Origin of the sequence: Methylosinus sp. LW3 (genome assembly GCF_000527115.1) — a bacterium.
Classification (GTDB): domain Bacteria; phylum Pseudomonadota; class Alphaproteobacteria; order Rhizobiales; family Beijerinckiaceae; genus Methylosinus.
This window is the reverse complement of record NZ_AZUO01000001.1, coordinates 1,359,573-1,385,666: the sequence shown is the minus strand read 5'-3', so window position 1 is coordinate 1,385,666 and position 26,094 is coordinate 1,359,573. Positions and strand designations below refer to the sequence as shown.

General features: G+C 64.1%; 19 protein-coding genes and 2 pseudogenes. 12 read left to right on the top strand and 9 right to left on the bottom strand.

The features are described from left to right. Nucleotides 1-9: 9 nt before the first annotated feature. The 4 genes and pseudogenes from METLW3_RS0106935 (at nucleotide 10) to METLW3_RS0106925 (ending at nucleotide 5,277) form a co-directional block, all read left to right on the top strand. Nucleotides 10-1,065, top strand: coding sequence for a DMT family transporter (locus tag METLW3_RS0106935; protein WP_024879240.1), 1,056 nt, complete (start codon nucleotides 10-12; stop codon nucleotides 1,063-1,065). A gap of 60 nt (nucleotides 1,066-1,125) precedes the next feature. Further along, nucleotides 1,126-3,417: pseudogene (locus tag METLW3_RS25250) on the top strand (heavy metal translocating P-type ATPase); the annotation flags it as partial. Between the two features lie 201 nt (nucleotides 3,418-3,618). Further along, nucleotides 3,619-4,401, top strand: a complete 783-nt coding sequence (locus tag METLW3_RS29040; protein WP_245267442.1) for an efflux RND transporter periplasmic adaptor subunit — start codon at nucleotides 3,619-3,621, stop codon at nucleotides 4,399-4,401. Between the two features lie 135 nt (nucleotides 4,402-4,536). Then, on the top strand, nucleotides 4,537-5,277 hold the full coding sequence (locus METLW3_RS0106925) for a hypothetical protein (RefSeq protein ID WP_024879238.1): 741 nt from the start codon (nucleotides 4,537-4,539) through the stop codon (nucleotides 5,275-5,277). 17 nt (nucleotides 5,278-5,294) lie between these two features. Here the strand turns inward: METLW3_RS0106925 and METLW3_RS27435 are convergent, their stop codons facing one another. After that, nucleotides 5,295-5,696, bottom strand: coding sequence for a hypothetical protein (locus METLW3_RS27435; protein ID WP_084484879.1), 402 nt, complete (start codon nucleotides 5,694-5,696; stop codon nucleotides 5,295-5,297). Between the two features lie 530 nt (nucleotides 5,697-6,226). Between METLW3_RS27435 and METLW3_RS0106915 the strand changes: the two genes are divergently transcribed. Continuing rightward, the gene (locus METLW3_RS0106915) at nucleotides 6,227-7,390 is read left to right on the top strand and encodes a hypothetical protein (RefSeq protein WP_024879236.1); all 1,164 of its coding nucleotides are present in this window, start codon (nucleotides 6,227-6,229) and stop codon (nucleotides 7,388-7,390) included. Nucleotides 7,391-7,411: 21 nt separating this feature from the next. Here METLW3_RS0106915 and METLW3_RS0106910 read toward each other — a convergent pair whose 3' ends face one another. The 5 genes from METLW3_RS0106910 to METLW3_RS0106880 form a co-directional block, all read right to left on the bottom strand. Next, nucleotides 7,412-7,681 (bottom strand): hypothetical protein, encoded by a 270-nt coding sequence (locus METLW3_RS0106910; RefSeq protein WP_024879235.1) that lies wholly within the window; start codon nucleotides 7,679-7,681, stop codon nucleotides 7,412-7,414. 232 nt (nucleotides 7,682-7,913) lie between these two features. Then, complete coding sequence (locus METLW3_RS0106900) at nucleotides 7,914-8,321, bottom strand: PIN domain-containing protein (protein WP_024879234.1); 408 nt, start codon at nucleotides 8,319-8,321, stop codon at nucleotides 7,914-7,916. Between the two features lie 8 nt (nucleotides 8,322-8,329). Next, the gene (locus tag METLW3_RS0106895) at nucleotides 8,330-8,617 is read right to left on the bottom strand and encodes an AbrB/MazE/SpoVT family DNA-binding domain-containing protein (protein WP_024879233.1); all 288 of its coding nucleotides are present in this window, start codon (nucleotides 8,615-8,617) and stop codon (nucleotides 8,330-8,332) included. Between the two features lie 358 nt (nucleotides 8,618-8,975). Then, the gene (locus METLW3_RS0106885) at nucleotides 8,976-10,352 is read right to left on the bottom strand and encodes a copper oxidase (RefSeq protein ID WP_024879232.1); all 1,377 of its coding nucleotides are present in this window, start codon (nucleotides 10,350-10,352) and stop codon (nucleotides 8,976-8,978) included. A 19-nt stretch (nucleotides 10,353-10,371) separates the two neighbouring features. Next, nucleotides 10,372-11,733, bottom strand: coding sequence for a TolC family protein (locus METLW3_RS0106880; RefSeq protein WP_084484878.1), 1,362 nt, complete (start codon nucleotides 11,731-11,733; stop codon nucleotides 10,372-10,374). Between the two features lie 815 nt (nucleotides 11,734-12,548). Here METLW3_RS0106880 and METLW3_RS25245 point away from each other — a divergent pair. Together METLW3_RS25245 and METLW3_RS29035 are read left to right on the top strand one after the other, a co-directional pair. Further along, a pseudogene (locus tag METLW3_RS25245) lies at nucleotides 12,549-14,756 on the top strand (copper-translocating P-type ATPase); the annotation flags it as partial. Nucleotides 14,757-14,825: 69 nt separating this feature from the next. Next, entirely contained in the window at nucleotides 14,826-15,386 is a 561-nt protein-coding gene (locus METLW3_RS29035; RefSeq protein WP_245267441.1) for an OmpA family protein, read from the top strand. On the opposite strand, the gene METLW3_RS0106870 is transcribed toward METLW3_RS29035, so the two are convergent. After that, nucleotides 15,337-18,504, bottom strand: coding sequence for a CusA/CzcA family heavy metal efflux RND transporter (locus METLW3_RS0106870; protein WP_024879229.1), 3,168 nt, complete (start codon nucleotides 18,502-18,504; stop codon nucleotides 15,337-15,339). The genes METLW3_RS29035 and METLW3_RS0106870 overlap by 50 nt on opposite strands. Continuing rightward, the gene (locus METLW3_RS0106865) at nucleotides 18,501-20,033 is read right to left on the bottom strand and encodes an efflux RND transporter periplasmic adaptor subunit (protein WP_024879228.1); all 1,533 of its coding nucleotides are present in this window, start codon (nucleotides 20,031-20,033) and stop codon (nucleotides 18,501-18,503) included. Before METLW3_RS0106865 ends, METLW3_RS0106870 begins: the two co-directional genes overlap by 4 nt. Before the next feature lie 85 nt (nucleotides 20,034-20,118). Between METLW3_RS0106865 and METLW3_RS28130 the strand changes: the two genes are divergently transcribed. The 5 genes from METLW3_RS28130 (at nucleotide 20,119) to METLW3_RS27410 (ending at nucleotide 24,140) form a co-directional block, all read left to right on the top strand. Further along, nucleotides 20,119-20,487 (top strand): hypothetical protein, encoded by a 369-nt coding sequence (locus METLW3_RS28130; protein ID WP_024879227.1) that lies wholly within the window; start codon nucleotides 20,119-20,121, stop codon nucleotides 20,485-20,487. 817 nt (nucleotides 20,488-21,304) lie between these two features. Continuing rightward, complete coding sequence (locus tag METLW3_RS27425; RefSeq protein WP_084484797.1) at nucleotides 21,305-21,508, top strand: ribbon-helix-helix domain-containing protein; 204 nt, start codon at nucleotides 21,305-21,307, stop codon at nucleotides 21,506-21,508. Continuing rightward, the gene (locus METLW3_RS27420; protein ID WP_084484796.1) at nucleotides 21,495-22,658 is read left to right on the top strand and encodes a DNA cytosine methyltransferase; all 1,164 of its coding nucleotides are present in this window, start codon (nucleotides 21,495-21,497) and stop codon (nucleotides 22,656-22,658) included. The genes METLW3_RS27425 and METLW3_RS27420 overlap by 14 nt, the downstream gene beginning before the upstream one ends. A gap of 77 nt (nucleotides 22,659-22,735) precedes the next feature. After that, a complete protein-coding gene (locus METLW3_RS27415) occupies nucleotides 22,736-23,683 on the top strand; it encodes an Eco29kI family restriction endonuclease (RefSeq protein ID WP_198022749.1) in 948 nt (315 codons plus the stop codon). Continuing rightward, nucleotides 23,667-24,140: a very short patch repair endonuclease gene (locus METLW3_RS27410; protein ID WP_245267239.1), complete on the top strand. Its 474-nt coding sequence runs from the start codon at nucleotides 23,667-23,669 to the stop codon at nucleotides 24,138-24,140. The genes METLW3_RS27415 and METLW3_RS27410 overlap by 17 nt, the downstream gene beginning before the upstream one ends. Before the next feature lie 144 nt (nucleotides 24,141-24,284). Here the strand turns inward: METLW3_RS27410 and ltrA are convergent, their stop codons facing one another. Then, complete coding sequence (ltrA, locus tag METLW3_RS0106835; protein ID WP_024879222.1) at nucleotides 24,285-26,084, bottom strand: group II intron reverse transcriptase/maturase; 1,800 nt, start codon at nucleotides 26,082-26,084, stop codon at nucleotides 24,285-24,287. Between the last annotated feature and the right edge of the window lie 10 nt (nucleotides 26,085-26,094).

Genomic DNA, 26,094 nt, shown 5'->3' with positions numbered 1-26,094 from the left:
GCGCCAAACATGAAAGCGAAAGCCATCTCCTATGCGCTGCTCTCGGCGGCTCTGTTCGGGGTCTCGACGCCGGCCGCCAAGCTGCTCCTCGCGGACATAGATCAGCGCATCCTCGCCGGCCTGCTCTATTGCGGCGCCGGCGTCGGGGTCGCCCTGCTTCGTCGTCTCCCCTATCGGCTCGGCTTCGTCATCCGCGCGGAAGAGGCGACGCTTACTGAATCGGATTGGCCGTGGATGGGAGCGGCGACGCTGGCGGGCGGCGTCGCCGGCCCATTGCTGCTGATGTTCGGCCTCTCGCATGCGGAAGCCGCGACGGCCTCATTGCTGCTCACGCTCGAGGGCGTCTTCACTGCGGCCATCGCATGGTTCGTGTTTCGCGAGCCATTCGATCGTCGCATCGCCATCGGCATGGCCCTCATCGTCGCCGGATCGCTCTGCCTCGCCTGGTCGGGAGCGCCCAGCCTTTCTGGCGCGCTCGGGCCTCTCGCGATCGCGGCGGCCTGTCTCGCCTGGGCCGTCGACAATAACCTCACACGCAGAGTCTCGCTCTCCGATCCGCTGCAAATCGTCGAGATCAAGGGAATCGTCGCCGGCTCGGTCAATCTCGGAATTGGGCTATTCGCCGGCGCTCTCATGCCCGCCATCCCGTTGGTCGGCGCGGCGAGCGTCGTCGGCTTCCTCGGCTATGGCGTCAGCCTGGCGCTGTTCGTTCTGGCCCTCCGCCATCTCGGCACGGCGCGCACCGGCGCTTATTTCTCCACTGCGCCCTTCCTCGGCGCGGCCGTCTCCGTCGTGGCCCTGCGCGAGCCTTTGACCCTGCAGCTCGTCGCCGGAGCGGCGCTGATGGCCGCAGGCGTCTGGCTGCATCTGACCGAAAGCCATGAGCACGAGCATTCGCACGAAGCCGTCGAACATTCGCATTCGCATGTTCACGACGAGCATCATCGGCACGGAGACCACTCCGATCATGAGAACGGCCAGCCGCACACACATTGGCACGCGCACGAGCCGCTGCTGCACGCGCATCCTCATATGCCCGACACGCATCACCGACACGATCATTGATCGAAGACCGGACGTCTCCGCCTCCGCGCCCGCGCCGAGGGCGTCGAGAGCGGAACGAGGATGAGTCCGACGGCAAAAGGGCGGATCTGGCGCCGAGCGCTGATTCTGCTCGCCTCCACCGCTCTCGCGGCGGGGCTTTGCGCAGCTTTTTTCGGCCGCCAGGATCTAGCCAAATGGATTTGGGCGGCGGGAACGGTTCCGGTCGCCGCGAGCCTCGCTGTCTCGATCGCGCGCGATCTGCTCGCTGGGCGCGCCGGCGTCGACGTGATCGCGCTTCTCTCCATGTCGGCGGCGCTGGCGCTCGGAGAAGCTTTGGCGGCGATGATCGTCGCGGTGATGTACGCCGGCGGCAGCGTCATCGAAGATCTGGCGGTCGGTCGGGCCGAACGCGATCTGAAAGCGCTGATCGATCGCGCGCCGCGCATCGCTCATCGACGGATCGACGATAGAATCGAGGACATTCCGATCGACGATGTCGCGGTCGGGGATCTCCTGCTGGTTCGGGCCGGCGAGGTCGTGCCGACGGACGGCCTGATCGTTGGACCGAATGCGCTGCTCGACGAGTCGGCGGTGACCGGCGAGCCGCTTCCCGTCGCGAGACGCAGCGGAGAAGCGGCCGCGAGCGGAACGGTCAACGCCGGCGAGACATTCGAAATGCGGGGGACCGCCGCCTCGGGCGACAGCACATACGCCGGAATCGTCGAGCTGGCGACCGCCGCCCAGACGGCAAAGGCGCCATTCATCAGAATGGCGGATCGCTATGCGCTGCTGTTCTTGCCCGTGGCCCTGCTGGCCGCGGGAGCCGCCTGGGCGCTTTCGCAGGACCCTATTCGCGGATTGGCGGTGCTGGTCGCCGCCACGCCCTGTCCTTTGATTCTCGCGGCACCGGCGGCCTTCGTCGCAGGCGCGTCGCGGGCGGCGCGACGCGGCATCCTGATCAAAGGCGGCGGGCCGCTCGAGGCGCTCGCGCGAACGCATACGGTGATGTTCGACAAGACCGGCACTCTCACGGTCGGCGGCGCGCGGCTAGTCGCGATAGAAACGGGTCCGGATCGGGACGCGAACGAAGCCCTGCGGCTCGCCGCATCGCTCGAGCAAGCGTCCCATCATGTCGTCGCCGCCGCCATCGTCGCCGCGGCGTCGGAGAGAGGCCTCTCTCTGCACATTCCCACCGAGGTCCGCGAGACGTTCGGAACCGGGATCGAGGGAAAGGTCGACGGGCGCGACATGCGCGTCGGCGCGCTGCAATTCGTGCAGGGCGACGAAGGCCTCGAGGATTGGGCCGCGCGCGCCGCCCGCCGCGCGTCCTGGCGTTCCGCGCTCACGGTCTTCGTCTCGTCGAACGGACAGCTCGTCGCCGTCCTCCTTCTCGCCGACGAGCTCCGGCGCGAGACGCCGCGCGCGATCCAGGCGCTACGCGATACAGGCGTCGGTCGTATCGTCATGGTCACAGGCGATCGCGCCGACGCCGCCGAATCGATCGGCGCGGCGCTCGATCTCGATGCAGTCCTCGCCGACCGAATCCCTTCCGACAAGGTGGACGCCGTCGCGATCGAGCGACGCCTCCATCCGACGCTGATGGTGGGTGACGGAATTAATGACGCTCCGGCTCTGGCCGCCGCGGATGTCGGCGTCGCCATGGGCGCGCGCGGCGCGAGCGCGTCCTCCGAGGCGGCGGATGTCGTCATTCTCGTCGATCGGCTGGACCGCGTCTCGGAGGCGGTGGCGATCGCGCGCCGGACCCGCCTCATCGCGCTGCAGAGCATCATCGCCGGAATGACTCTGTCTTTCGCGACGATGGGAGCGGCGGCGTTCGGTTGGATCGGCCCAGTGGGCGGCGCGCTGATTCAAGAGGCGATCGACATCGCCGTCATCCTCAACGCTCTGCGCGCGCTCGGCGGCGGCTCGACCTTGCTTCGACGTCCTCTGCCGGAGACAGCGACGCGGGCGTTGCGCGAAGATCACGAGAAAATCGAGCAGAGTCTCGATCGCCTGCGGCAGATCGCCGATGCATTGGACGCGGCCTCACCGCGCCACGCATCCGAATATATAGACGAAGCCGATCGTCTGGTCGTTGACGTCATATTGGAGCACGAGCGCGACGACGAGAGCGACATCTATCCGCGCATCTCGCATTATCTTCCGAGCGGGCAAGGGCTCGGCGCCATGAGCCGCGCGCATCGAGAGATCCGCCATCAGGCGAGGCTGCTGGCGCGCCTCGCCGAGGGGCTGCGCTCGCACGAGCCCGACAAATATCTGATCCGCGACGCGCAACGGATCATCGAAGCGATCGAGACGCTCGTTCGAGTCCATAATGCTCAGGAGGAGGACGTCTATGAGCAGGCCGCGTCGGAATTCAGCAGGAGCGGATCGCTCCGAAAGCCGCAGACGCGCAAATCCGAAGCAGCCTCCACTTTTGATCGCGCTATAAGCTCGGCGTCTGGCGCAAGGGGTGTTCGACGAACGGCTTTCGCGACGCTGGCGGCTCTCACGATCCTCCTGGGAGGCGGATGGCTCTACTTCCGATGGGAGCGCAATGCGCCGCGAGACGGCGTGACGGCCACAGGCGTCATCGAGGCGACGAACGCCACGCCGATCTCCACACGCTTATCGGGGACCATCCGAGCAGTCTATTGTAACGTCGGGACAAAGGTGACGGTAGGCCAGGTTTGCGCCGAGATCGATCCGCAGCCTTACCGCGCCGCCGTCGAGCAAGCAAAAGCCGATCTCGCTCTCGCCGACGCCCGCCTCGAAACAGCCAGAGCGGCCCTCGCCCGGATGGAAAAGCGGCTCGAGCGCCAACGAGCCGAGGCGGATCACGGGGCTCTGTCGAAAAAAACGCTCGCCCAATCCGAGATCGCTCTTTCCCGCGCGCGAGCGCGGGCGGATCAGGAAGAGGCGTTGCGCACGCTGCGCCGAGATCGCGTGAGCGAAGCCGCGGAGCATTTGGCGCAAACCGCCGTGGCCGTGCCGGTCGACGGGACGGTGATCGCGCGCGAAGTGAAAGTGGGCCTTACGATCGAGGAGCGCGACGCGCCTGCCCGGCTATTCCAGGTCGCGACCGATCTTAGCGTCGTCGAGATCGTCGTCACGATACATTCGAGCGAGCTGAGGCAACCGAGGATCGGCAGTCAGGTCGCTTTCAGAGTGCTTTCTCTGCCAGGGCGCGCATTCTCGGGAATCGTCGAGCAAGTTTCACGTTCGACCCCGGATGCCGACCACGCTTCGACGTATCGTGTCGTCATAGAGGCGTTCAATCCCGATCTGCTGCTGCGACCGGGCATGGTCGCGACGCTCATGATCCACGATTTCGTCGCCGTAATGACGCCCAGGTAATTGGGTATCGTCGACGGCACGGATGCGCCCGCGTTCCGCCAGAATCATTAGACTTCCGACGCCGCCGTCTAGAACGCCGCAGCAATTCGAGCAGAGCGCGCTGCTGGAGCGGCCTCCGAACGAAAGGAAATCCTCATGAAAAAAATCAAGTTCCGGATGAACGGCGACGATCTCGCGCCCCGCCGCACGCGCATGGAAATCCCCGGCTGGGCAGGGCAGCCGGAGAAGCGCACGGATGGCTCGCATGAACACGCTTGGCACTGCGTGCCGTTTTCCGAATACGCCAAATATGGCGTCGAAATTTTCTACCCCTACGAGAACGAGCTGCACGTCTCGAAGAAGGACGGCCGACTGATACTCGACGGCGACTTCGGCGCCCCGCCGAGTCCCGGCCGCAGCTGGCCGCCTTTTCGTGATTTTGGGGGCAGCTTCTACACCTACCAGCTCCTGCTCGATCTCAAGCCAGAAGCCGGCTATGCGATCAAGGTCGAGACTCATCCGAGCTTTTATACCGACAGCGCCGGCGCCGCGCCGATCGCAGTGCCGGCGATCATCCGCGAATGGTGGCCGATGATCTATTTCATCGTTTTCAAATCGCCGATGGAAGGACAAACGCATATCTTCCGGACCAGCACGCCGATGGCTCAGTTCACCATGATTCCGGCGGAAAGTGATATCGAGCTCGAGCCGATGAGCTTCGACGAGGCGGCCGAACGTGAATTGCAAGCGCGACGCATCTACGCGAGCCGCGAGACGCTCGGCGTCGACTCGCAATGGCTATCGACGAGCGACACGGTTTTCGACGGCACCTATCGCCGCATGCATGGCGCAGCACATTCGGCCGAAGAGAAGCAGAAAAAGCCGCGTCTTGAATGACGGCGCGGCTTGTGTTCTTACCAGCGCCCATCATTCCAGTGGTGGTGATGATGGTGGTGGTGGTGATAGCGCGGCGGGCCGTAGTAGCCCCAGCCGCCCCAACCCCAGCCATGATGATGGTGGTGATGGTGGTGATGATGATGATGGCGCCACCGTCGGTACGGATAGTAGGTGTAGCCGTAACCGTCGTAGTAAGGATTGCCATAATATTGTGCCGTCTGGATGCGCGGCTCGGATTGTACGGCCTTCCGCGCCTCGGCCTCCCGCAAGAGCGCCGCGGCATTCGGTATCGGTTGCAGAAGCTCCGCGTAGGAGCGGGGTGACATCACTTGATCGAGTGTTCTCGCGTCGGCCGCGGGCGCCGCGGTGAGTGGCAACGCCGAAATTACGCCGACCAGCCCGACAGTCTTCTTGTCCATGAACATTCTCTCCCGTGTTACGGTCACGCGATTCCCGCTACTCCATCATGCGGACTTGCTCGACCCGGCGACGACCTGAGCCAGCATCGCGCTCCGCAGATGAACGGCTCGTGAATCTCCAAAGCCCTACACTCGTGAGACGCAGTGGCTCGATCATCGCGGCCCGATTTCCGTGGCGCGACATGGGTTGCCCGAGTAATGCTCGTCACGTCGAGTGTGACATCGCTCGCCACCTGCCGAGTCATGCAGCTCCGGCGCCGGAACGACGCCCGCGGTCGCCGCCGCGGAAACTGGCCGCGGCTTGTCCTACCTCGGCCCGTCGCCCAAAATCGGTCCGGACGGCGATCGGCTTTCACGGGGGATCCGTTCCAACTTCCAGGACTGAGGACTCATCGGCGCCATCATCGATCCCTGGACGCGCCAGGCGACCTTGCGTAATCGTCGTTGAACGGCCGACGCTCTTCCTGATGGCCTCGCGCGGTCGGATTGGAGCGACCCTGACGGGGCCGGCGCCCAAAGGTTGATTGGCTATGACCTTCCGTATCACTCGAGAGCAGCTTTACGACTTGGTCTGGTCGGAATCCATGCAAAACCTGTCGAAGCAAATTGGAATCTCCGACGTGGCGATCGCGAAGCATTGCCGAAAGCTCGGCGTCCCGACGCCCGAGCGCGGCTACTGGGCCAAGCTGCAGGCCGGAAACAAGGTCGAGCGCAAGCCGCTACCGCCCCGTTGTCTCGGAACGTTCACCCGCGTCGAGATTTCCGGGACGCTTACGTCGGACCTCCGCAGGAGGGTCGTGGGCGAGCCCGGAGAAGACGCGGGCGAGGTCGAAGCTATCGATGTTCTCGAGGAACGTTTCCGCAAGCGGCTCGGCAAAGTCACGGCGCCGCGAGGATTTTCAAACCCACACCCCGCTATCGCGAAGCTTCTCCGAAAAGACGAAGAGCTTCGGCAAAAGTACGTGGAAAGCCCCTATCCCTGGAATAAACCGCGCTTCGACTCGTCTTTCGAGCGTCGGCGACTGAAATTCCTCAATGGCCTTTTTCTCGCCTTTGCCAAAGTAGGAGGCGCGCCATCGTTGCGCGGTGACGACGCGCGAGAACTTTCCATCCACATGGGCGACGCCGGCGTCAGTTTCGAACTGGATGCGATCGGGAAGAACGCGCGACGCGGTGGTCGCAGCGAGCCCGAAGCAGCCGACCGGCTATATTTAGAGATTGGCGGAAGCAGCATTGCCGGGGTGACGACTCGCTGGGAGGACAGGCCGGGTAGCCCGCTCGAAGAGATGCTAACGGAGATCGTTGTCGGCTTGGCGGTTGCCGGCGAGCATCGCCGCCGCAGAGGGCTCGCGGAGCATGCCGCATGGCTACAGAAGCAACGCGAGGAGCAAGTCCGCCAGGAGCTCCGACGCAAAGCCGAAGCGGAGCAGCGAGAGCGCGAGCGTATCGCGGCGCGGCAGAAGGCGCGCAGCGACGCATTGCTTTCCGATGCTGTCGCGTGGCGGGAGGCGGACACGATTCGTGCTTTTGTCGCGGCGACACAGGCGGCCTTTGCGGGAGCGCAGCCTCCTGATAAGATCGAGGCGTGGGTCCAGTGGGCGCTCGCGGAAGCAGATCGCCGCGATCCACTCGCCAGCGGCCGTATATCGACCGTCGTCACCGAAAGGGAGGCGGAAGAGTCCTCGTCGGCATAGAAGCAACGCTGGCGAGGCGCGTCAGCGGCTCAGCGCTCGGCTCACCCGTCGAAACGAATCGACCGCCGTCTCCAGGCTTTCCACGATTTCGGCCGCGACTTCATCGGGCGGCGGCAATAGATCGGGATCGTCGAGCGCGTCGTCCTCGAGCCAGAAGATGTCGAGATTGACTTTGTCGCGCGCGAGCAGCGTATCGAGCGGGAAACGACGAAATCGCTCGCTGTCCTCACGCTCGTAGCGCCGCCCGGATCTGTAGCAAGCGACGAAATCGTCGAGATCGGCGCGAACCATCGGACGCTCTTTCAGCGTGAATCGCTTGTTCGTGCGCAGATCGTAGATCCAGAGCTCCTTTGTGGAGCTGTCGATGTGTCAGGTTGAGGCGCCACTGTCCCTGCCTCCAGTTTTCATCGCGTCGATTGCGCGCCAAGCGTGGTCGTTTGGAGAAAAGCCTCCATCCTTTGGGCAGCTCCCACGTCCCATCCCCGCTCGCCGCCCGCAGCTTTCGGCATCTCCTCCACGAGCGTCATGCCGCCCAATCCGTCACCAGCAGCCCTGGCACGCGCTCGAACTCGCGGCGATTGAGCGTCACCAGCGCCGCGCCGCGCCGCCGCGCCTGCGCCGCGACGAGATAGTCGAAGGGGCCGATCGGCGTCCCCTGCCTTTCGAGGAACGCCCTTATGTCCGCCGCTTCGCGCGCATCCTCGATGTCGAACGCCGGCTTGCCGATCCTGGCGGACAAAAAGCCATCGAGGAGGGCGCGCGCCTGTTCGGCTCGGTCACTCTTGGCGATTCCATAATCGAGCTCGAACAGCACGATCGCGGGGACGATGGGCGCTGTTCCCGCCCTCAGCTCGTTGTCGAGCCTCGTGGCGATCCAGGGCCTTCGCTTGTTCAAGGCGAAGATGACGATGTTCGTGTCGAGACAAAACATCGTCCGCATCAATCGAATGAGATCGAGTCGTCGGGCTCGAGCGGTGGATCGTCGGGCAGGCCCTCGGGCAAGAAGTCCTGTGCGCCCAAGGCGTCGAGCCGCGCGCGCCAGGCCTCCACGTCGAACGGCTCTTTTTTCAAGGGCTCCAAGATCACCTTGTCACCCACCTTGCTGACGCGCACCTCTTTCCCCTCGAACCGGAACTCCTTGGGGAGACGCACGGCCTGGCTGCGGCCATGCATGAACAGCTTGGCGGTCGCTTTCCCTTCGATGGGCTTGCCAGCGCTCGCGGTCATCTCGCGTCTCGGTTGAATGGCGTCTATCTATGATAGATGTCATACGACCAGCGCATCGGTCAATTCGTCGAGAAGCGCAGGCAGGCGCGTGCCAAACAGGGCGCGCGCCGGGACGATTCCGCCGCGGGCCGCGATTTCCCCTAGCGTCGAGCTCAAGCGCGCCAGGAGCCGGATTGGAGCCACGTGCAGATCGCCCGCCGCCCCCTCCCCCGGCGCGTCCGAACGGCCGCCACGATTTTAGGCGCGCGAAGCGCATCCTCGTTGTGGGCCGCAGATCACCAGCCGCTTTTGGCCCGCTGCTGCGAACCGACACCGTCTTGCCCATAAGTTCGCTCACACGTTAACAAGTTTTTCTTTTTCAATGATGCTCATGCTGCTCATGGCCGGAAGGTCTCGCCTTCGGGGTCTTCGTTTTCTCCACCCCATCATGCCGAGGCGCGTCTTCAGGGCGCCCCTGGACCTCATGAGCGACAGTCCCCTGCGGGAACTCATATGGACCCGGATCCTTATAGTCGTTGCGCGCCAATCCCTCTCGGATCCTCATGAGCGTGAACATGCCGCCCATTTCGATAGGTCCGAATTGGCCCGCTCCCGTCATCATGGGAAGCGCATTATTCGGCCCAGGCATGTGCATCGACGCCATTTCGCCCATCCCGGATGAACCCATGGGCATGTAATCCGGAACCAATTTGGTGATGGCTTTCACAATGCGGGGGCCCTGCTTTGCTCCGATGAAAGTTCTCAAATCATGGCCCATCGCGTTCATCGTGTGATGCGACTTGTGGCAATGCAAAGCCCAGTCGCCCGGGTTGTTCGCGATGAGCTCGAAGGCGCGAGTCGCTCCGACAGGGACGTCGACGGTCGCTTCGGGCCTTTGAGCCGACGGAGCAATCCAGCCCCCATCCGTCCCGGTGACGACAAAATGGTGTCCATGCAGGTGAATCGGATGATTGGTCATGCTGAGATTGCCCATCCGCACACGCACCCGATCGTTCAGGCGCACGACGAGCGGATCGATGCCGGGAAAGACCCGGTTGTTGAATGTCCACATATTGAAGTTCGTCATCTCCACGACCTTGGGCACATAGGTCCCGGGATCGACGTCATAGGTAGCCAGCATGAACACGAAGTCGCGATCGACGCTATGCTGCTCGGGATCGCGTGGATGAACGATGATCATTCCCATCAAGCCCATCGCCATCTGCACCATTTCGTCCGAATGCGTGTGGTACATGAATGTCCCGCTCGTCTTCAGCGCGAATTCGTAGACGAAGGTCTTGCCCGGCGGAATATGGGGCTGCGTGACGCCGGCCACGCCGTCCATGCCATTCGGCAGCAAGATTCCATGCCAGTGGATCGAGGTGGGCTCCGGCAGCTTATTCGTCACGAAAATGCGGACCTTGTCGCCTTCGACCGCCTCTATGGTCGGACCCGGCGATTGGCCGTTATATCCCCAAAGATTCACCTTCATCCCGGGCGCGAACTCACGCACGACGGCTTCCGCGACGAGATGAAACTCTTTGACCCCCTCGTTCATTCTCCAGGGCAAGCTCCACCCGTTCAACGTCACGACGGGTCGGTATTCGGGACCATTCGGGGGGGACAACGGAGGCTGCGTCGCCGCGCTCGTCGCATAATGAGCTTCCGGTATGCTCGCCGACTGCGCGCGGTCGCTCAGAGCAGCGACGCCCACAAATCCAGCTGCGGCGCCGATGAAGTTCCTTCGAGACATCATTGTCTGTCTCCCCTCTGCGTCACTGGCCGATTGCATCAATCCGCGATACGGACGCCTCTTCGACTCGCATTTCGACTCCGCCGATGACCGCGGCCCGAAGATCGGCATTGGCGAGCCAGAAATCGCGTTTGGCTTCGATCGCTGCGATATTCGCCATTATTCTTAGGCGCACCTCGGCGAGCAGCGGGAAGACGTCGATCAGCATCGCATTGTAACGCCGCAGGCTCTCATCCGTGATGATTTTGCGCAGCGGCAAAATCTCGCGCTGATAATGATTCGCTACGTCCCAAGCGGAGCGATAGGTTTGATACGCTAGGCGCGCTTCCGACCGAACGTCGACGGCTTTCGCCGCGAGGCGGTTGAACGCCTGCAGATAGTTCTGCTCCGCCTCGCGCGTGCGCGCCTCGCCAAAGTCGAAAATCGGAATTTCAATCGTGGCGCCGGGGCCAAAAACCCTGAATCGAACGCGCTCGGTGTCGATCGTCCCGTCGCTCGAAACTCTGGTGACGATTTCCCGCGTGTCCTTGTAGATGCCGGACAACTGGAAGACATTAACGAAGCGAGTCGCGTCGACGAGCCCGTACGATTTTGCGAGCGCGTCGAGCTCTATGCCTGCGACGAAAAGATCGGGGCGGCGCGCTACCGCTTCCTGCTCGACCATGGGCATGCTTTGTGGACGAGAGAGCGGCGCCGGCAAGGAGCCGGGAAGTTTGAAATCGAGATCATCGCCCCACAGTCCCAGCGAGCGGATCAGCTGCTCGCGCTCGGCGATCACTCGCTGGCGAGCCTTCGCGAGCTGAGCAGTGAGATCGGCGTAGAACACTTGCTCGCGCGCCTGATCGAGCTTGTTCATCGCGCCGGTCTCGCCCAATGCTCTGGCGAGCTGCGCGGCCGATTCGGCCGTCGAATTCGCCTTGGCGAGAAAGTCGACGAGCTCCCGCGCCGCGACAGCGCGATAATAGTCCTTGCGCGCTCGGTTCGCGAGCCGGAGCACTTCCTCGGCGGCGCGCAGCTGCGCCTGATGGAACCGGTCCGAGGCGATCTCCGTCCGCGCCGGCAAAGTCGCCAATGCGAGAATATCGGCGGCGATGATCGCCTCGAGCTCCAATTTCAGAGGTCCGGCAATTCGCGAAATGGAAAAGCTCGGGTTTGGCGGAAGGATCGCTTTCACCATCGCCGCTTCCGCGGAGCCCAAGGCGTTGTACGCCGCTTGGAGCCCGCGATTGCTGAGCAAGGCGATTTGCACCGCGGAGTCGGCGGTGAGCGCTCGCGAGAGCAGAAGCTCGACACGAGCGCGAGCGGATGCGGCGTCCTCCGGGGTGCGGATCGCCAGCACGTCCTTTTCGAGCGGGCTACCGGCGACGCTCGCGACAATGCTCATGCCGCGATCGTCCGAAAAACCGACGCAGGCGGAGAGCGTGATCGCCGAAAGCAGCGCTGCGCCAGCTCGAAGCCTCGAGCCGAGCCGACGCCGTCGCAACGTCGACGGAAAGCGTCGGAGCCAAGTCAATGCGCATGCTCCGAGCCGCCGTCACGCCCGTGATCCGATGATCGGGTCACCCGAGCATTTTGCTCTCTCCAGGAACCCGGTCGAACCGGCCGTTGGCTGACGTAAGAACCGATCGTCGATCGATAATGTGTCGCGGGCGCGAGCGCCCCGGCGTCGAAGGGTTCAGGGGCGACAAAGGGCAGCGGAGTTGGCGTGCAGCTATGAACTGTTCCGACAATCAATGAAACAGCGCCGAGCTTCTCGAGAATATCAAGGAAGGACGCAAATAGCAGCCGCAGCTCAGCGGCGGACGTTTGTGCTCGCCACGACATGGAGAAGCCTCGGTCGCAGGGGATTCATACTACAGCTACCGAATCACTCACGAGCGACGTTAGCTCGCTCATGCCGGCAAGGCTATTCGATAGGCGCCATAGGCCCAATACGCCGCTGATCGAGGAAGCCACCAGCATCAGGCGGCGTTCGCCGTGTCGGAGGTTCGAATGTCGCCTCACGGGGGAGATCGCTTCCCCGTGAATCGGCTGCCTGGTCCGTCGGCGAGCGGTTCGGCCTCTGCCGCCATGCCCCGGCGACATAGTGGTCGAACGCAGCGATTTCCGCCTCTATATTTCCCATAGCTGGTTTTCGATCGACGACCCGCCGTTCCGAATGAGGCGATCCGCGCCCCCTTGTCTCTGAAGGGTTCTCCCATGGCCCATGAGCACGCCCATCACCACTCGCAAGAGGAGCGTGCGCCTGCTCCGGCGGAGACTACGCTCGGAGAAAGCGCTGGGCGAAGCTCTCGCCCGAGCGCGATCTACACATGTCCGATGCATCCGCAGATCCGCCGGCCGCAGCCCGGCAATTGTCCAATCTGCGGAATGACACTCGAGCCCGTCCTCGCGAGCGCGGAGAGCGGACCGAGCCCAGAGCTCGTCGACATGACGCGGCGGTTCTGGATCGGCCTCGCTCTCGCGGTTCCGCTCCTCGTTCTGGAGATGGGCGGACATTTCTTCGGCCTTCACCATCTCATTCCGCCGCAGACCTCCAATTGGATTCAATTCGCTCTGGCAACCCCGGCGGTGCTGTGGGCCGGCGCGCCATTCTTCGCGCGGGCGGCGCAGTCTCTCGTCACGCGCAATCTCAACATGTTCACGCTCATCGCCATGGGCACGGGCGTCGCCTGGGCCTATAGCTTGCTCGCCACTTTCGCGCCGTCGCTGTTTCCCGCGGCCTTCCGCAATGCGGATGGCTCAGTCCCGATCTATTTCGAGGCCGCCGCGGTCATCACCGTGCTCGTGCTGCTCGGCCAGGTGCTGGAGCTGCGCGCGCGAGAGCAGACCGGCGGCGCGATTCGCGCCTTGCTCGATCTCGCGCCGAAATCCGCGCGCCGCGTCGCGGCCGATGGCTCGGACGAGGATATTCCGCTCGAGGATGTCGTGGTCGGCGATCGGCTTCGCGTGCGCCCCGGGGAAAAGGTGCCCGTCGACGGCGAGCTGCTCGACGGCCGCAGCTCGATCGACGAATCCCTGGTCACTGGCGAGTCGCTGCCGGTGTCCAAGAGCGCCCGCGACCGGCTCATCGGCGGCACGCTCAACCAGAGCGGCGGCTTCGTCATGCGCGCCGACAAGGTCGGCCGCGACACGATGCTCGCGCGCATCGTCGAGATGGTCGCCGCGGCGCAACGCAGCCGCGCGCCGATTCAGCGCCTCGCCGATCAGGTCTCCGGCTGGTTCGTGCCGGCCGTCATCGGCGTCGCCATTCTCGCCTTCATCGCCTGGGCACTCTGGGGACCGGAGCCGCGCATGGCCTATGGCCTCGTCGCCGCGGTCTCCGTCCTCATCATCGCCTGCCCCTGCGCGCTCGGCCTCGCGACGCCAATGTCGATCATGGTCGGCGTCGGACGTGGCGCGCAGAGCGGCGTGCTCATCAAGAACGCCGAGGCGCTCGAGCGCTTCGAGAAGATCGACACGCTGGTCGTCGACAAGACCGGCACCCTCACCGAGGGCAAGCCGCAGGTCATCGCCATCCGCCCGACTGCGGGGCTCGCCGAGAATGATCTCCTGCGTCTGGCGGCGAGCCTCGAACGCGCGAGCGAGCACCCCCTGGCGCAGGCGATCGTGCAATCGGCGCTGGCGCGCGGGCTCGCGCTCTCCGAGGCGAAGGATTTCAATTCACCGGTCGGCAAGGGCGTGACGGGCGTGGTCGAAGGCCGATTGCTCGCCATCGGCAATCGGCGTTTCCTGGACGAGATCGGCGTCGACGCCGGCGCCGCCAATGCGGAAGCCGAGCGGCTGAGAGAGGACGGCGCCACGGCGATTTTCGTCGCCATCGATAGCGCTGTCGCCGGCGTGATCGGCATCGCCGATCCTGTCAAGGAGACAACGCCCGCCGCTCTGCAGGCGCTGCGGAAGGATGGCGTCCGCGTCGTCATGCTGACGGGCGACAATTGGACGACCGCTCGGGCGGTGGCGAAGCGGCTCGGCATCGACGAGGTCGAAGCCGAGATACTCCCGGAGGACAAGAGCAAGGTGGTGAGCCGGCTGAGAGAGTCCGGCCGCGTCGTCGCCATGGCGGGCGACGGCGTCAATGACGCGCCGGCCCTCGCCGCCGCCGATGTGGGAATCGCCATGGGGACGGGAACCGATGTCGCGATCGAGAGCGCAGGCGTCACCTTGTTGAAAGGCGATCTACGGGGCATCGTCCGCGGCCGGCGCCTTTCGGCCGCGACGATGCGCAACATCCGCGAGAATCTTTTCTTCGCCTTTTTCTACAACGCCGCCGGCGTGCCCATCGCCGCGGGCGCGCTCTATCCTGCTTTCGGCCTGCTGCTGTCGCCGACGATCGCCGCCGCGGCCATGGCGCTCTCGTCGGTGAGCGTGATCGCCAATTCGCTGCGGCTGCGCCGATCGCAAGTCGAAGAGCCGGCCGCGGCCGCCGGCGCCCTGCGTCGCCCGGAAAGATCGAGACGTCTGGCGTTGGCGGGAATGACGGCCGCCGCGCTGGCGCTCGCGGCGGGGCTGACGTGGCTCGACTGGCGGCCGCGCTTCCTCCCCGTCGCCGAGACGCCGCCGTCTCCACCGGCGCAGCGCGAGCCGACGCCCTCGGTCACGGAGCGATCGGCCGAAGCGCCCAAGACGGATGCGCGATCCAGCGTCGCTGCGAGCGAAGGAGTGGAGTCGAAGCTGCGCGCCTACTTCGACCGCGAAACGCCGCCAGCGCGAAAGCTCGCCTGGTTCGAGCTCGACGGCGTGGTCTTCGAGCCGCGCGGAGCCGGCCTGCAACCCACTGCGCAAACGCGATTGAAGGCAATCGCCGATATTCTGACGACCCATCCCCGCGCCAGAGCGATCGTCGCCGTCTATGGCGACGCCCAGAAGCTGTCGAAGCAGCGGGCGGAGACGGTCGTCGTGGCGCTGACGCGGCTCGGCGTCGACGCCTCTCGACTGCGCGCGCGGGCGCTCGTATCGAAGCCATCGGCCATCACGGGATCGAGCGTCAATTCCGAGTCGGACGGCCGTGTGCTGCTCGGCCTGCGTTCGAAGTAACTCGGGCGCGAGGCAAGCGGAAGCCCTTGACGAGCGCATAGATCGCCGGAATGACGACGAGAGTCAGCACGGTCGAGGAGGCCATTCCGCCGATCATCGGCGCCGCGATGCGCTGCATGACCTCCGAGCCCGCGCCATGGCTCCAGAGGATCGGCAGCAGGCCGGCGATGATGGCCGTGACCGTCATCATCTTCGGACGCACGCGCTCGACGGCGCCGAGCATGATCGCATCATGCAGATCGGCGCGCGTGAAGGCCCGCCCCTGCGCGGCGCGCTCGGCGGCGATCTCCTTCAAAGCCTGATCCAGATAGATCAGCATGACGACGCCGGTCTCTGCGGCGACGCCGGCGAGCGCGATGAAGCCGACCGCCGCCGCGACCGAGAGATCGAAGCCCATGAGCCACATCGCCCACACGCCGCCGACCAGCGCGAAGGGCAAGGACGCCATCACGATCAGCGTCTCAGTCAAGCGACGGAAATTGAGATAGAGCAGCAGGAAGATGATCACGAGCGTCAGCGGAACGACGACTTTCAATCGCGCCTCGGCGCGCTGCATATATTCGAACTGCCCGCTCCAGGTCACATAGGAGCCAGCGGGAAAAGAGACTGATTGCGCCACGGCTTTCTGCGCCTCGGCGACATAGGAGCCGAGATCGCGGTCGCGCACATCGACGAAGACATAGACCGCGAGCTGGCCGTTCTCCGTGCGGATCGACGTCGGCCCGCGCATGAGCTCGATCCTCGCGACCTCGCCCAGCGGAACCGCGCCGCCACGCGGCAGCGGCACGAGCACTTCTTTCGCGATCGTCTGCGGATCGGAGCGGAACTCGCGCGGATAGCGGATGTTGACGCCATAGCGCTCGCGCCCTTCGACCGTCGTCGTGATCGTCTCTCCGCCGAGCGCGGTGGCGATCACCTCCTGCACATCGCCGATCATCAGATTATAGCGCGCGAGCGCCGGATGATCGGGGACGATGTCGAGGAAATAGCCGCCGTTGACGCGCTCGGCATAGGCGCTCGCCGTGCCGGGAACGCGCTTCAGCACGACCTCGACCTGCCGCGCGACGCCTTCCATCTGCGCGAGATCACGGCCGAAGATTTTCACGCCGATCGGCGTACGAATGCCCGTCGCGAGCATGTCGACCCGCGCCTTGATCGGCATGGTCCAGGCGTTGGAGACGCCGGGAAACTGCAAGGCGGCGTCGAGCTCGGCGACGAGCTTGCTCGTCGTCAGCCCCGCGCGCCATTGCTCCTTCGGCTTCAGCGCGATGATGGTCTCGAACATTTCGAGCGCCGCCGGATCGGTCGCCGTCGCCGCGCGGCCAGCCTTGCCATAGACGGATGCGACCTCGGGAAAGCTTTTGATGATGCGATCCTGCGTCTGCAGCAATTCGGCGGCCTTGGTGACGGAGAGGCCGGGCAGCGTCGTCGGCATGTAGAGCAAGGCGCCCTCGTCCAGCGTCGGCATGAATTCGCCGCCGAGCCGGCGCGCCGGGACGATCGTCACGAGCATAGCGACGATGGCGAGAAGGATCGTCGCCGTCTTCGCTCTCAGGACGCGCGCGATGATCGGACGATAGAGATAGATCAGCGCGCGATTGATCGGATTCTTCGCTTCCGGAACGATCTTCCCGCGCACGAAGACGACCATCAGCGCCGGAACTAGCGTCACCGAGAGCAGCGCCGCCGCCGCCATCGCAAAGGTCTTGGTATAGGCGAGCGGCGCGAACAGCCGCCCTTCTTGCGCCTCGAGCGTGAAGATCGGCAGGAAGGAGACGGTGATGACGAGCAGGCTGACGAATAGCGCCGGCCCTACTTCGCTCGCCGCCTCGATCAATATGTCGAGGCGCGGCTTCTGCGGCGGCGCGCGCTCCAAATGCTTATGGGCATTCTCGATCATGACGATCGCCGCATCGACCATCGCGCCTATGGCGATGGCGACGCCGCCGAGACTCATGATGTTGGAGCCGACGCCGATCGCCTTCATCGCCGCAAAGGCGATGAGCACGCCGATCGGCAGCATGACGATCGCGACGATCGCGCTGCGCATATGCATCAGAAAGGCGGCGCAGACGAGCGCGACGATGACGCTCTCCTCGACGAGCGCCTTGCGCAATGTCTCGATCGCCGCATGAATGAGCGGCGAGCGATCATAGACGGTCGCGATCTCGACGCCTTTCGGCAGTCCGGGCATGAGCCGCGCGAGCGCCGCCTTCACATTCTCGACCACGCTCAGCGCATTGACGCCGTAACGCTGCAGCGCGATTCCGCTGGCGACCTCGCCTTCGCCGTCGAGCTCGGCGACGCCGCGGCGCTCGTCCGGCCCCAGCTCGACGCGCGCGACATCGCGCAGCAGCAGAGGCGTGCCATTCTCCGCGCGCAAGCCGATATGCTCTATATCGGCGGCGCTCTTCAAATAGCCGCGGCCGCGCACGATGAACTCGAATTCGGAAAGCTCCACCGTGCGTCCGCCGACATCCGTGTTGCTGGCGCGGATCGCCTCGCGCAGCTGCTTCAGCGAGACGCCCAGCGCGCGCAGCCGGTTGGGATCGACGACGACATTATATTGCTTGACGAAACCGCCGACGCTGGCGATCTCCGCCACGCCCTCCGCCTTGGAGAGGCCGTAGCGCAGCGTCCAATCCTGCAGCGAGCGCAGCTCGGCGAGCGTCATCTCCTTGGCGATGAGCGCATATTGATAGACCCAGCCGACGCCGGTGGCGTCCGGGCCGAGCGTCGGCGTCACGCCTTGCGGCAGCTTCTTGCCCGCAGCGCTCAAATATTCGAGCACGCGCGAGCGCGCCCAATAGAGATCGACGCCATCCTCGAAGATCACATAGACGAAGGAGACGCCGAAGAAGGAGAAGCCGCGCACCACTTTCGAGCGCGGCACCGTCAGCATCGCGCTCGTCAGCGGATAGGTGACCTGGTCCTCCACGACCTGGGGCGCCTGCCCGGGATATTCCGTGTAGACGATCGCCTGCACGTCGGAGAGATCGGGAAGCGCGTCGAGCGGCAGCGTGCGCAGCGCATAGAGTCCCGCCCCGATCGCGAAAGCGGCGCCGAGAAAGGCGAGGACGAGATTGCGCGCCGACCAGGCGATGAGACGGGAGATCATCGCGCCGCCTCCGCTCCGGCGAGGGTTTGCAGCGCCGCCCGCAGATTGCTCTCCGAATCGATGAGGAAATTGGCCGCCGTCACCACGCGGTCCATCTCGTCGAGGCCGCTCCGCACCTCGACGAATCCTTCGCCGCGCCGGCCGAGCATCACCTCGCGCGGCTCGAAACGCCCATCGCCCTTGTCGAGGAGGACAAGCGCGCGCTTGCCGGTCTCGATCACCGCGCTCTCGGGCGCGGTCACGATCTGCTCGGCGTCGCCGGCCAGAATCTCCGCCTCGACATACATGTCCGGCCGCAAGATCAGATCGGCGTTGGCCAGCTCGATGCGCACGCGCGCCGTGCGTGTCTCGCGATTGATCTGCGGATAGACGACCGTCACATGGCCGGAGAAGACGCGATCCGGCAGGCCGCGCGCTCTGATCTCGACAGGCTGGCCGACGCGCAGCCGCGCATAATCCTGCTCGGCGACGTCGACGAGCGCCCAGACCACCGAAAGATCGGCGATGCGGAACAGCACTTGGCCGGCCTCGGCCTTCATTCCATCGACGGCGTTGCGCTCGAGAATGACGCCGTCGCGCGGCGCCGGCCAGGAGACGCTCGCCGGCACGCGGCGGCTGCGGGCGATCTCGGCGATGAATTCCGGCGGCGCGTTCAGCGTCTCGAGCTTCCTCCGCACGCCGTCGAGCAATCTCGCGTCGCCCGTCTGAGAGCCCGCTAAAACCAGATAATCCGCCGCCGCCGCGGCGATGGCCGGAGAATAGAGCCTCACCAGCGGCTGGCCCTTGGAGACGCGCGCGCCGGTCGTGGCGTCGGCGACCTTCTCGACGAAAGCCTCGGAGCGCGTCGCGACCACGGCGACGCGGCGCTCGTCGACCTGCACCGCGCCGGGCACGCGAATCTTGGCGACGAGCGGCCGACGCCTCACCAGTTCCGAGCGCACGCCCGTGCGCTGGATTTTTCCGGGCGCGATGCGCACCGCGCCATCGGCCTCGGCCTCGTCGCCCTCATAGACGGGCGTGTAATCCATGCCCATCGCATCCTTCTTCGGCGCCGGCGAAACATCGGGCAGCCCCATCGGATTGCGGTAGTAGAGGATTCGCTTCGCACGCGGCTTCGCGGAGAGCTCGGGGAGGACAGCGCGCAGATCGGCCGGCCGGACCGGCAGATAGTCCATGCCCATGCCGTCCTTTCGCGGGCCTGCGGAAATATCGTCGCCGCCCATCGGATCGCGATAGAAGAGCGGCTCCTCGCGCGAGGCCGCGGGCGGATCGGGAAGCTTTCCGATGAACGGCGCGATCTGCGATCGGCGCACCGGCAGAAAGTCCATTCCCATCCCGTCCTTGCGCGGATGGCGCGAGACCTCGCCGCCGCCCATCGGATCACGATAGAAGAGAATGGGATCGTCGAGCGCGGCGGCCGTGATCGGGCGACTCGATTGGGCCGCGTCGGAATGGAAAGCGTGAAGCACTGACACGGTCACGCTCGCGGCGAGCGCGAGCGCGCCGAACAAAGGCGCGAAAGGAGGCATGATTTCGATCTCCAGCCGCAGCGGCGGCGGATTGCGTTGAAGCTCACGAAGCCGTCGCGCCGCGTGAGCGGCGGAGCCCGCGAATATGGCTTCAGGCGATCGGAGGTCGAAGGTCCGGAGAACCGGCCAGGGAGGCGGGATCGACGTCGCTCGCGGCGACGATAGCGACCACCGCGGCGAAGACCGGCAGGCGGAAGAATGCTTCGATTGGGCCGGCGACTGGTGGGACTTGGCCGCAAGACACTGCCGCGCAATCGTCGGCGCTTTGGGCACCGTGATCTCCGACAGCTTTATGGCAATCTTCCACAGCCGCGGCGCTCATACCATCGCATCCGCGATCGGCGCGCGGACCCGCTCCCCCGCCAGCCAGCAGCGAAGCCAGCACGAGGATGGGAAGAAGCGAGCGGAGCAGACGAACCATGATCCTTTCTACCAGCGGGAGACGAAAGCGTAAACCCGACGCCTCCACACGCAGTGAGATAGGGAGCATTGGATTCAACTGGTGCTTGCTCTACCGCGTCCATACGACACAATTTGAGGAGAAAAGAAACGCCCCGCCGCGTGGTCTACGGTCGGGGCGTCTCGCTTGCTATGGCTCAGGGGGAACCACAGCGTTCTAAGGATAAGGCGCAGATTTGGGGGGTCAAGGGATCCGTCCTCCGCCTTCGCCTGCATCCATGGCAAGCGGGACGCCCTTGTCCCGACAGAATTCCCAACCTTGCCAAGGTTGGGGTCGAGGGTTCGAACCCCTTCGCCCGCTCACGTTTATCAACAACGTAGATAGATAAGAATGGCTCTTCGGATCCATTTTTGCTGACAACGCGTACCCGACGGCTCTTTATCAGCAGGTTGTAAGCACGAGAAAGAGCGTTCTCGGACGTCATGGCGTGACTTTGGTGCGGATGACGCCTCATGGGCAGACACACGATCCGTTGGCTCCCGGATTCGATTGCGGCATCGTTCGGTGGCTCCGCGTGACTTCCACCGCCCGCTGCACAGCGTTGATGCGCTCCATGGGTCACACCGTGGATACAGCCCAGGGGGCTGCTCTGCCTCCCCGTCTGGCTGCATAGACCAATGCCCTACGAAGGTGGGGGCACGCGCTCGAATCGTGGTGGGTGCGCCGTCGTCCCCAGCGATAGTCAGCCCAGGACAGTGAATGTTCTTGATATGTTCGCGCTCCTCGTCCAATCTCGTAATTGAAAAATTGACGATTGCGCTGCAAGCTGCCCATAGCCGCGGAACGCCGCGGATTGCCGCGGAGATGAGAAGTGGGTAAGGATGGCCGCGATGCTGAGAGGGTCACTACGACCTTATCGCGCAAGCAGAAGGCCGAACTCGATCGCCTCGCGAAAACGCAGGGCGTGAAGGTTGCTTGGCTTGTCCGACGGGCGGTCGAAAAGTTTTTGGAAGAAGCGGCTGGCGGACCGATGTTGCCGCTGGATCTCGAAGGAGGCGAGGATGCAAAGCGCTGAACTCTTCGCCGGATGTGGAGGACTGGCTTTGGGCATGTCCCATGCCGGCTTCAAGCATCGATATATGGCGGAATTTGACCACGACGCCGTCGCCACCGTGCTTCACAACAAAAACAAGGGCGTCGAGCACGTCCGGGACTGGCCGATGGGGCTCCAGGATGTCCGCGAGATCAACTGGAAAGCATTAAGTGCTCTCGACCTTGTATCGGGTGGCCCGCCTTGTCAGCCATTTGGAATCGGAGGGAAGAAGCGAGGTCAGGACGATCATCGCGATATGTGGCCGGAAGCCATACGCGCCATTCGCGAGGCAAAGCCGCGCCTCTTCCTGTTTGAGAATGTGAGGAATATCGCGGGACCGCGCTTTCGATCCTATCTCGACTGGATCGTGGCGCATCTTGAGCGGCCGGCCTTGGTCAGGCGTCCAGATGAAAGCCATGACGAGCATCGCGCGAGGTTGCTCGCGTCAAGGGCCAGGCCGGATTACGAGGTCGTCTGGCAACTTGTGAACGCGGCCGACTTCGGGGCTGCTCAAATTCGACATCGCGTTTTGATCTTTGGAGTTCGGAAAGATCTTGGCGTGGTTCCGGTGCCGATGAAGCCAACCCACTCGCGTGATCGCCTGTTATGGGATCAATATGTCACTGGCGAGTATTGGGCTCGACACGGTTTGAAGCGACGCCGGGAAGCGATTCTTCGGCAGGATCAGGTTCGCGTTGAACAATTGGCGCGGGAGGGACGAGAGCCCGACGGAACCGCCTGGGTTACTGTCAGGGACGCGCTGAGGGGGCTCGGTGAACCAAATGGAGGGCGTAACCACGTGATGCAGCCAGGCGCGCGAGTCTATCCGGGGCACACCGGGAGCCCGTTGGATTTGCCGGCGAAGGCGCTGAAAGCCGGGGATCATGGCGTACCGGGCGGTGAGAATATGATGGTCCGCGATGACGGCACGGTTCGATATTTCACGACCCGTGAGGCGGCGCGCTTGGTGGGATTGCCCGATGATTACGAGTTTCCCCGGTCCTGGACAGAAAGCATGCGCCAGCTCGGAAATGCGGTCCCGGCCCCCTTGGGAGCTGCGGCTGGTAAATGGCTGAAGACACAGGCGGAGGCGGCGGGCGGCGCGCTGGCTCCCAGACGTCGTGTGGCTTAGAATTAAGGCTTCCACTGGAGCCAGAGGGCGAGTCGCGGGCGAGAGACCTCGTGTCGGCAGCCGAGGGGGGTTAATCTATGGCGCTCGCACCAGATCGCGCGGCGATAAAGGCACTGGAGGACGCCGTGGCGGCTGTTTTGGCCGCTGTGGGGAATAATCCGTCGCCAGCGACCGTGCGTCGTATCCGAGAAGGCCTCGCCGCCCATGCGGATGCTGTCGAGGCGGCCCGGTCCGCGACGGATCCAATACGAATGCCGCGGTCGACCTTTGATCCCGCCGATCCAAAGGCAATCGGCCGGATGGTGTCCATCGCGCTGTTGGCTCAGCCGCTGCTTCCGCTTGGCGATGTCCGTCCAGCCTACGGCTCCGGCGTTTACGCCATCTACTATCGTGGCGATCACCCGCTTTATGAAGGGATCACCGGATCAGAGACGCCGATTTATGTCGGAAAGGCCGACCCGGCGAACGACGACGCGAGCACGACGCGTGAGCAAGGACCGAAACTCACGGGCCGGCTCATGGAACACGCCGGGACCATCGCCACAGCGGAGGCTTTCTCCGATCGGATACCGCCTCATTTGTCGGTCATTCGACTTTCCGACTTTTCCTGTCGGAGGCTTGTGTGCGCGACGAACGCGCAACTCGTTGCCGAAAAACACCTTATTCGGACGTTTTGGCCCATCTGGAATTCGGAGACCAAAGCTTGCTGGGGAATGAGCAAGCATGGCGATGCGGCCACGACGCGCGCCAACAAACGATCCCCTTGGGACGTCGTTCATCCGGGGCGACCGTGGGCCCTTGATGTGCGTTTGGCTGACTCGCTCACGCCGGACGAAATCGCGCATCGCATCAAGGCCACGTTGGAACGTGTGCCCGCGCGTCGTGACCACGCGGCGCTGCTTGAGGAGATACTGGCGGGCTTTCGGCAAGACGACGCTCCCCGTGCCGACGAGGACGTGCCCCCGGTTGGAGAGAGCGCCGTTGGTCCAGAACCGGACGAGGCTGGTGGTGTCGACGACGAATGAGATCGATCCCGCCAGAAGCGCGCAAATGTCGCTCGTGCGCGGCAAGGACACGAAGCCTGAGCTGCGTGTCAGACGAGCGCTGCACGCGGCGGGCCTGCGCTACCGCTTGCAGGCGAAAGGGCTTCCCGGAAAACCGGATGTGGTTTTCCGCAGCCGCCGGATCGTGATCTTCGTTCACGGGTGTTTTTGGCATCAACATCCGAGCCCTGATTGTCGACTGGCTAGGATGCCGAAATCCAGACTGGATTTTTGGGAACCCAAGCTCACGGGTAATCGCCAGCGCGATGAGCGTGTGAAGGCGACGCTGGAAAGCCAGGGCTGGCGGGTTATCGAGGTGTGGGAATGCGAGACCAAGCCCGAGCACCTGCGAAGACTTGTTGCGGACGTCAAGAATTCAGAATTGGCGACGCCGAGAACTACGGGCGGCTCATCGGGCACGAGGCGGGGTTGGGAATGACTCAGGAATTCGATCTCACGCCCGATCCGCGTGTGCTTCAGATGCTTGGAGAGATCAATCGGTCGCGGTAGGGACGTGGGTTGCCCCACGCCCCCCGCACAGATCCGTACGTGCAGAATTACCGCATACGGCTCTTGCCTCGAGTCATGACGCGAAGCGCTGGTTCGGATAGGGATGCAGAACACGGACTTTGGGGATGTAGAGCGCGATGAGGCGTTGGAAGCGCTCCCAGGTCAGGCGCGAACGCTGGCTGCGCCGTCGCAGAGCGCGCATCCAAGCCCGGCAGACTTCGGCGCGGAACATTCCGAGCCTTTTCAGATTGCCGGGCACAGCGTGATAGTTCAGGTAGCCCTGCACAACTCGACGAAGCCATACGCCCACCGATTTGATTGACGCATGCCGTCGTTGCATCAGGGTTAGTCGGATCGCTTGCAATGTCGCGCGGAGCCTCTTCGCCACAGTCAACCTCCGTACGATATAGCTTCGAGTTTTTCTCCGCTGCCCGCAGATATGCGTGAAGCCGAGAAAGTCGAAGGTTTCCGGGCGGCGTTGCCCGCGACGTGCGCGGCGCTCGATTGCATAGCGTCCGAACTCCAGTATTCGGGTTTTCGCCTCGTTGAGCGAGAGCCCGAACTGGCCCAAACGCTTTCGCAGGTCATCGAGAAATGCCCGAGCATCCTCGGCGAACTCGAAGCCCACGACGCTGTCGTCCGCATATCGGACGACGATCACATCCCCCTTGGCTTCGCGCCGTCGCCACCGATGTATCCACAGGTCGAAAACGTAATGCAGGTAAACATTGGCAAGCAGCGGCGAAATGACCGCTCCCTGCGGCGTGCCTACGAGCGAGGCCGTCTTCTTCCCGTTCTCGATGACGCCGGCCGTCAACCATTTGCGGATCAGGCGTAGAACGCGCCCGTCCGCGATCCGGTGCTCGAGGAACCGCATCATCCAGTCGTGGTCGATCGTGTCGAAGAACGACTTGATGTCGGCGTCGAGAACCCAATTCACTTTCCTTCGAGTGAGCCCGATACAAAGCGCATCCAGCGCATCATGCTGGCCCCGCTCCGGTCGAAACCCATAAGAAAAGCCGAGGAAGTCTGTTTCATAAATCGCGCTCAAGACCGTAGCCACCGCGTGCTGGACGATCTTGTCTTCCAGCGCAGCGATGCCCAATGGCCTTTGAGAGCCGTCCGCCTTCGGGATGTAAACCCGTCGCGACGGCTGCGCCCGATAGCGACCCGATTGGACCGCGTCCCAAAGCGCCACGATTTTATCTTCTAGACCGTTCTCGTAATCGCGCCACGTAACGCCATCGACGCCCGCGGCGGCCGAGCGCTTCAAATCCAGGAAGCTCTCGGCCAGCAAGTCGGGCGTGACGTGATGCATGAGCGCGGTGAACCGCACATCCCTGCCCTTGCGGGCAACTTCACGTACGCCGCCCAGCCCCATCGACGCGCCGGCCCGGCTCTGTGTCCGGGGCGCGGGGGGATGTACGGCGTTCCTCTTGGCTGCCCGCCTTTCCTCCCGATCCTCCGCTGGCGTCGGTGTGGACCCGTCGCCGTTGTTCGGATCGTTCATCGGTACTACGCGGGCATCCGACTTCTCGTCGGCAGTGATATCGGGCTTGTGGCGTTTGGCCTTCCCCGACATTCCCGGCGAGCCGGGGTCCGACGAGACCTCCCAGTTCCTGTGCGAAGGATTTCGCCGCATGCGCAGGGTCTTCGACCGCGTGGGACCCTCGGACGGCTCGCGATTAGCGCCATCTTCGGTTTTGCCTTCCGCATAGAATAACAGCGTCGGCGCCCCAGACATTCCGATTTCGCGGCTCAATGGCTGGCCTACGGTTTCCCCTGTCAACGCTTCGACGACGGCCTCACGGCCGCCCCCGCATGACTCGGGGCCAGAATGGATCGCTACTCCTTTCCTGTGTCGAACTTTCATCGACTATCCT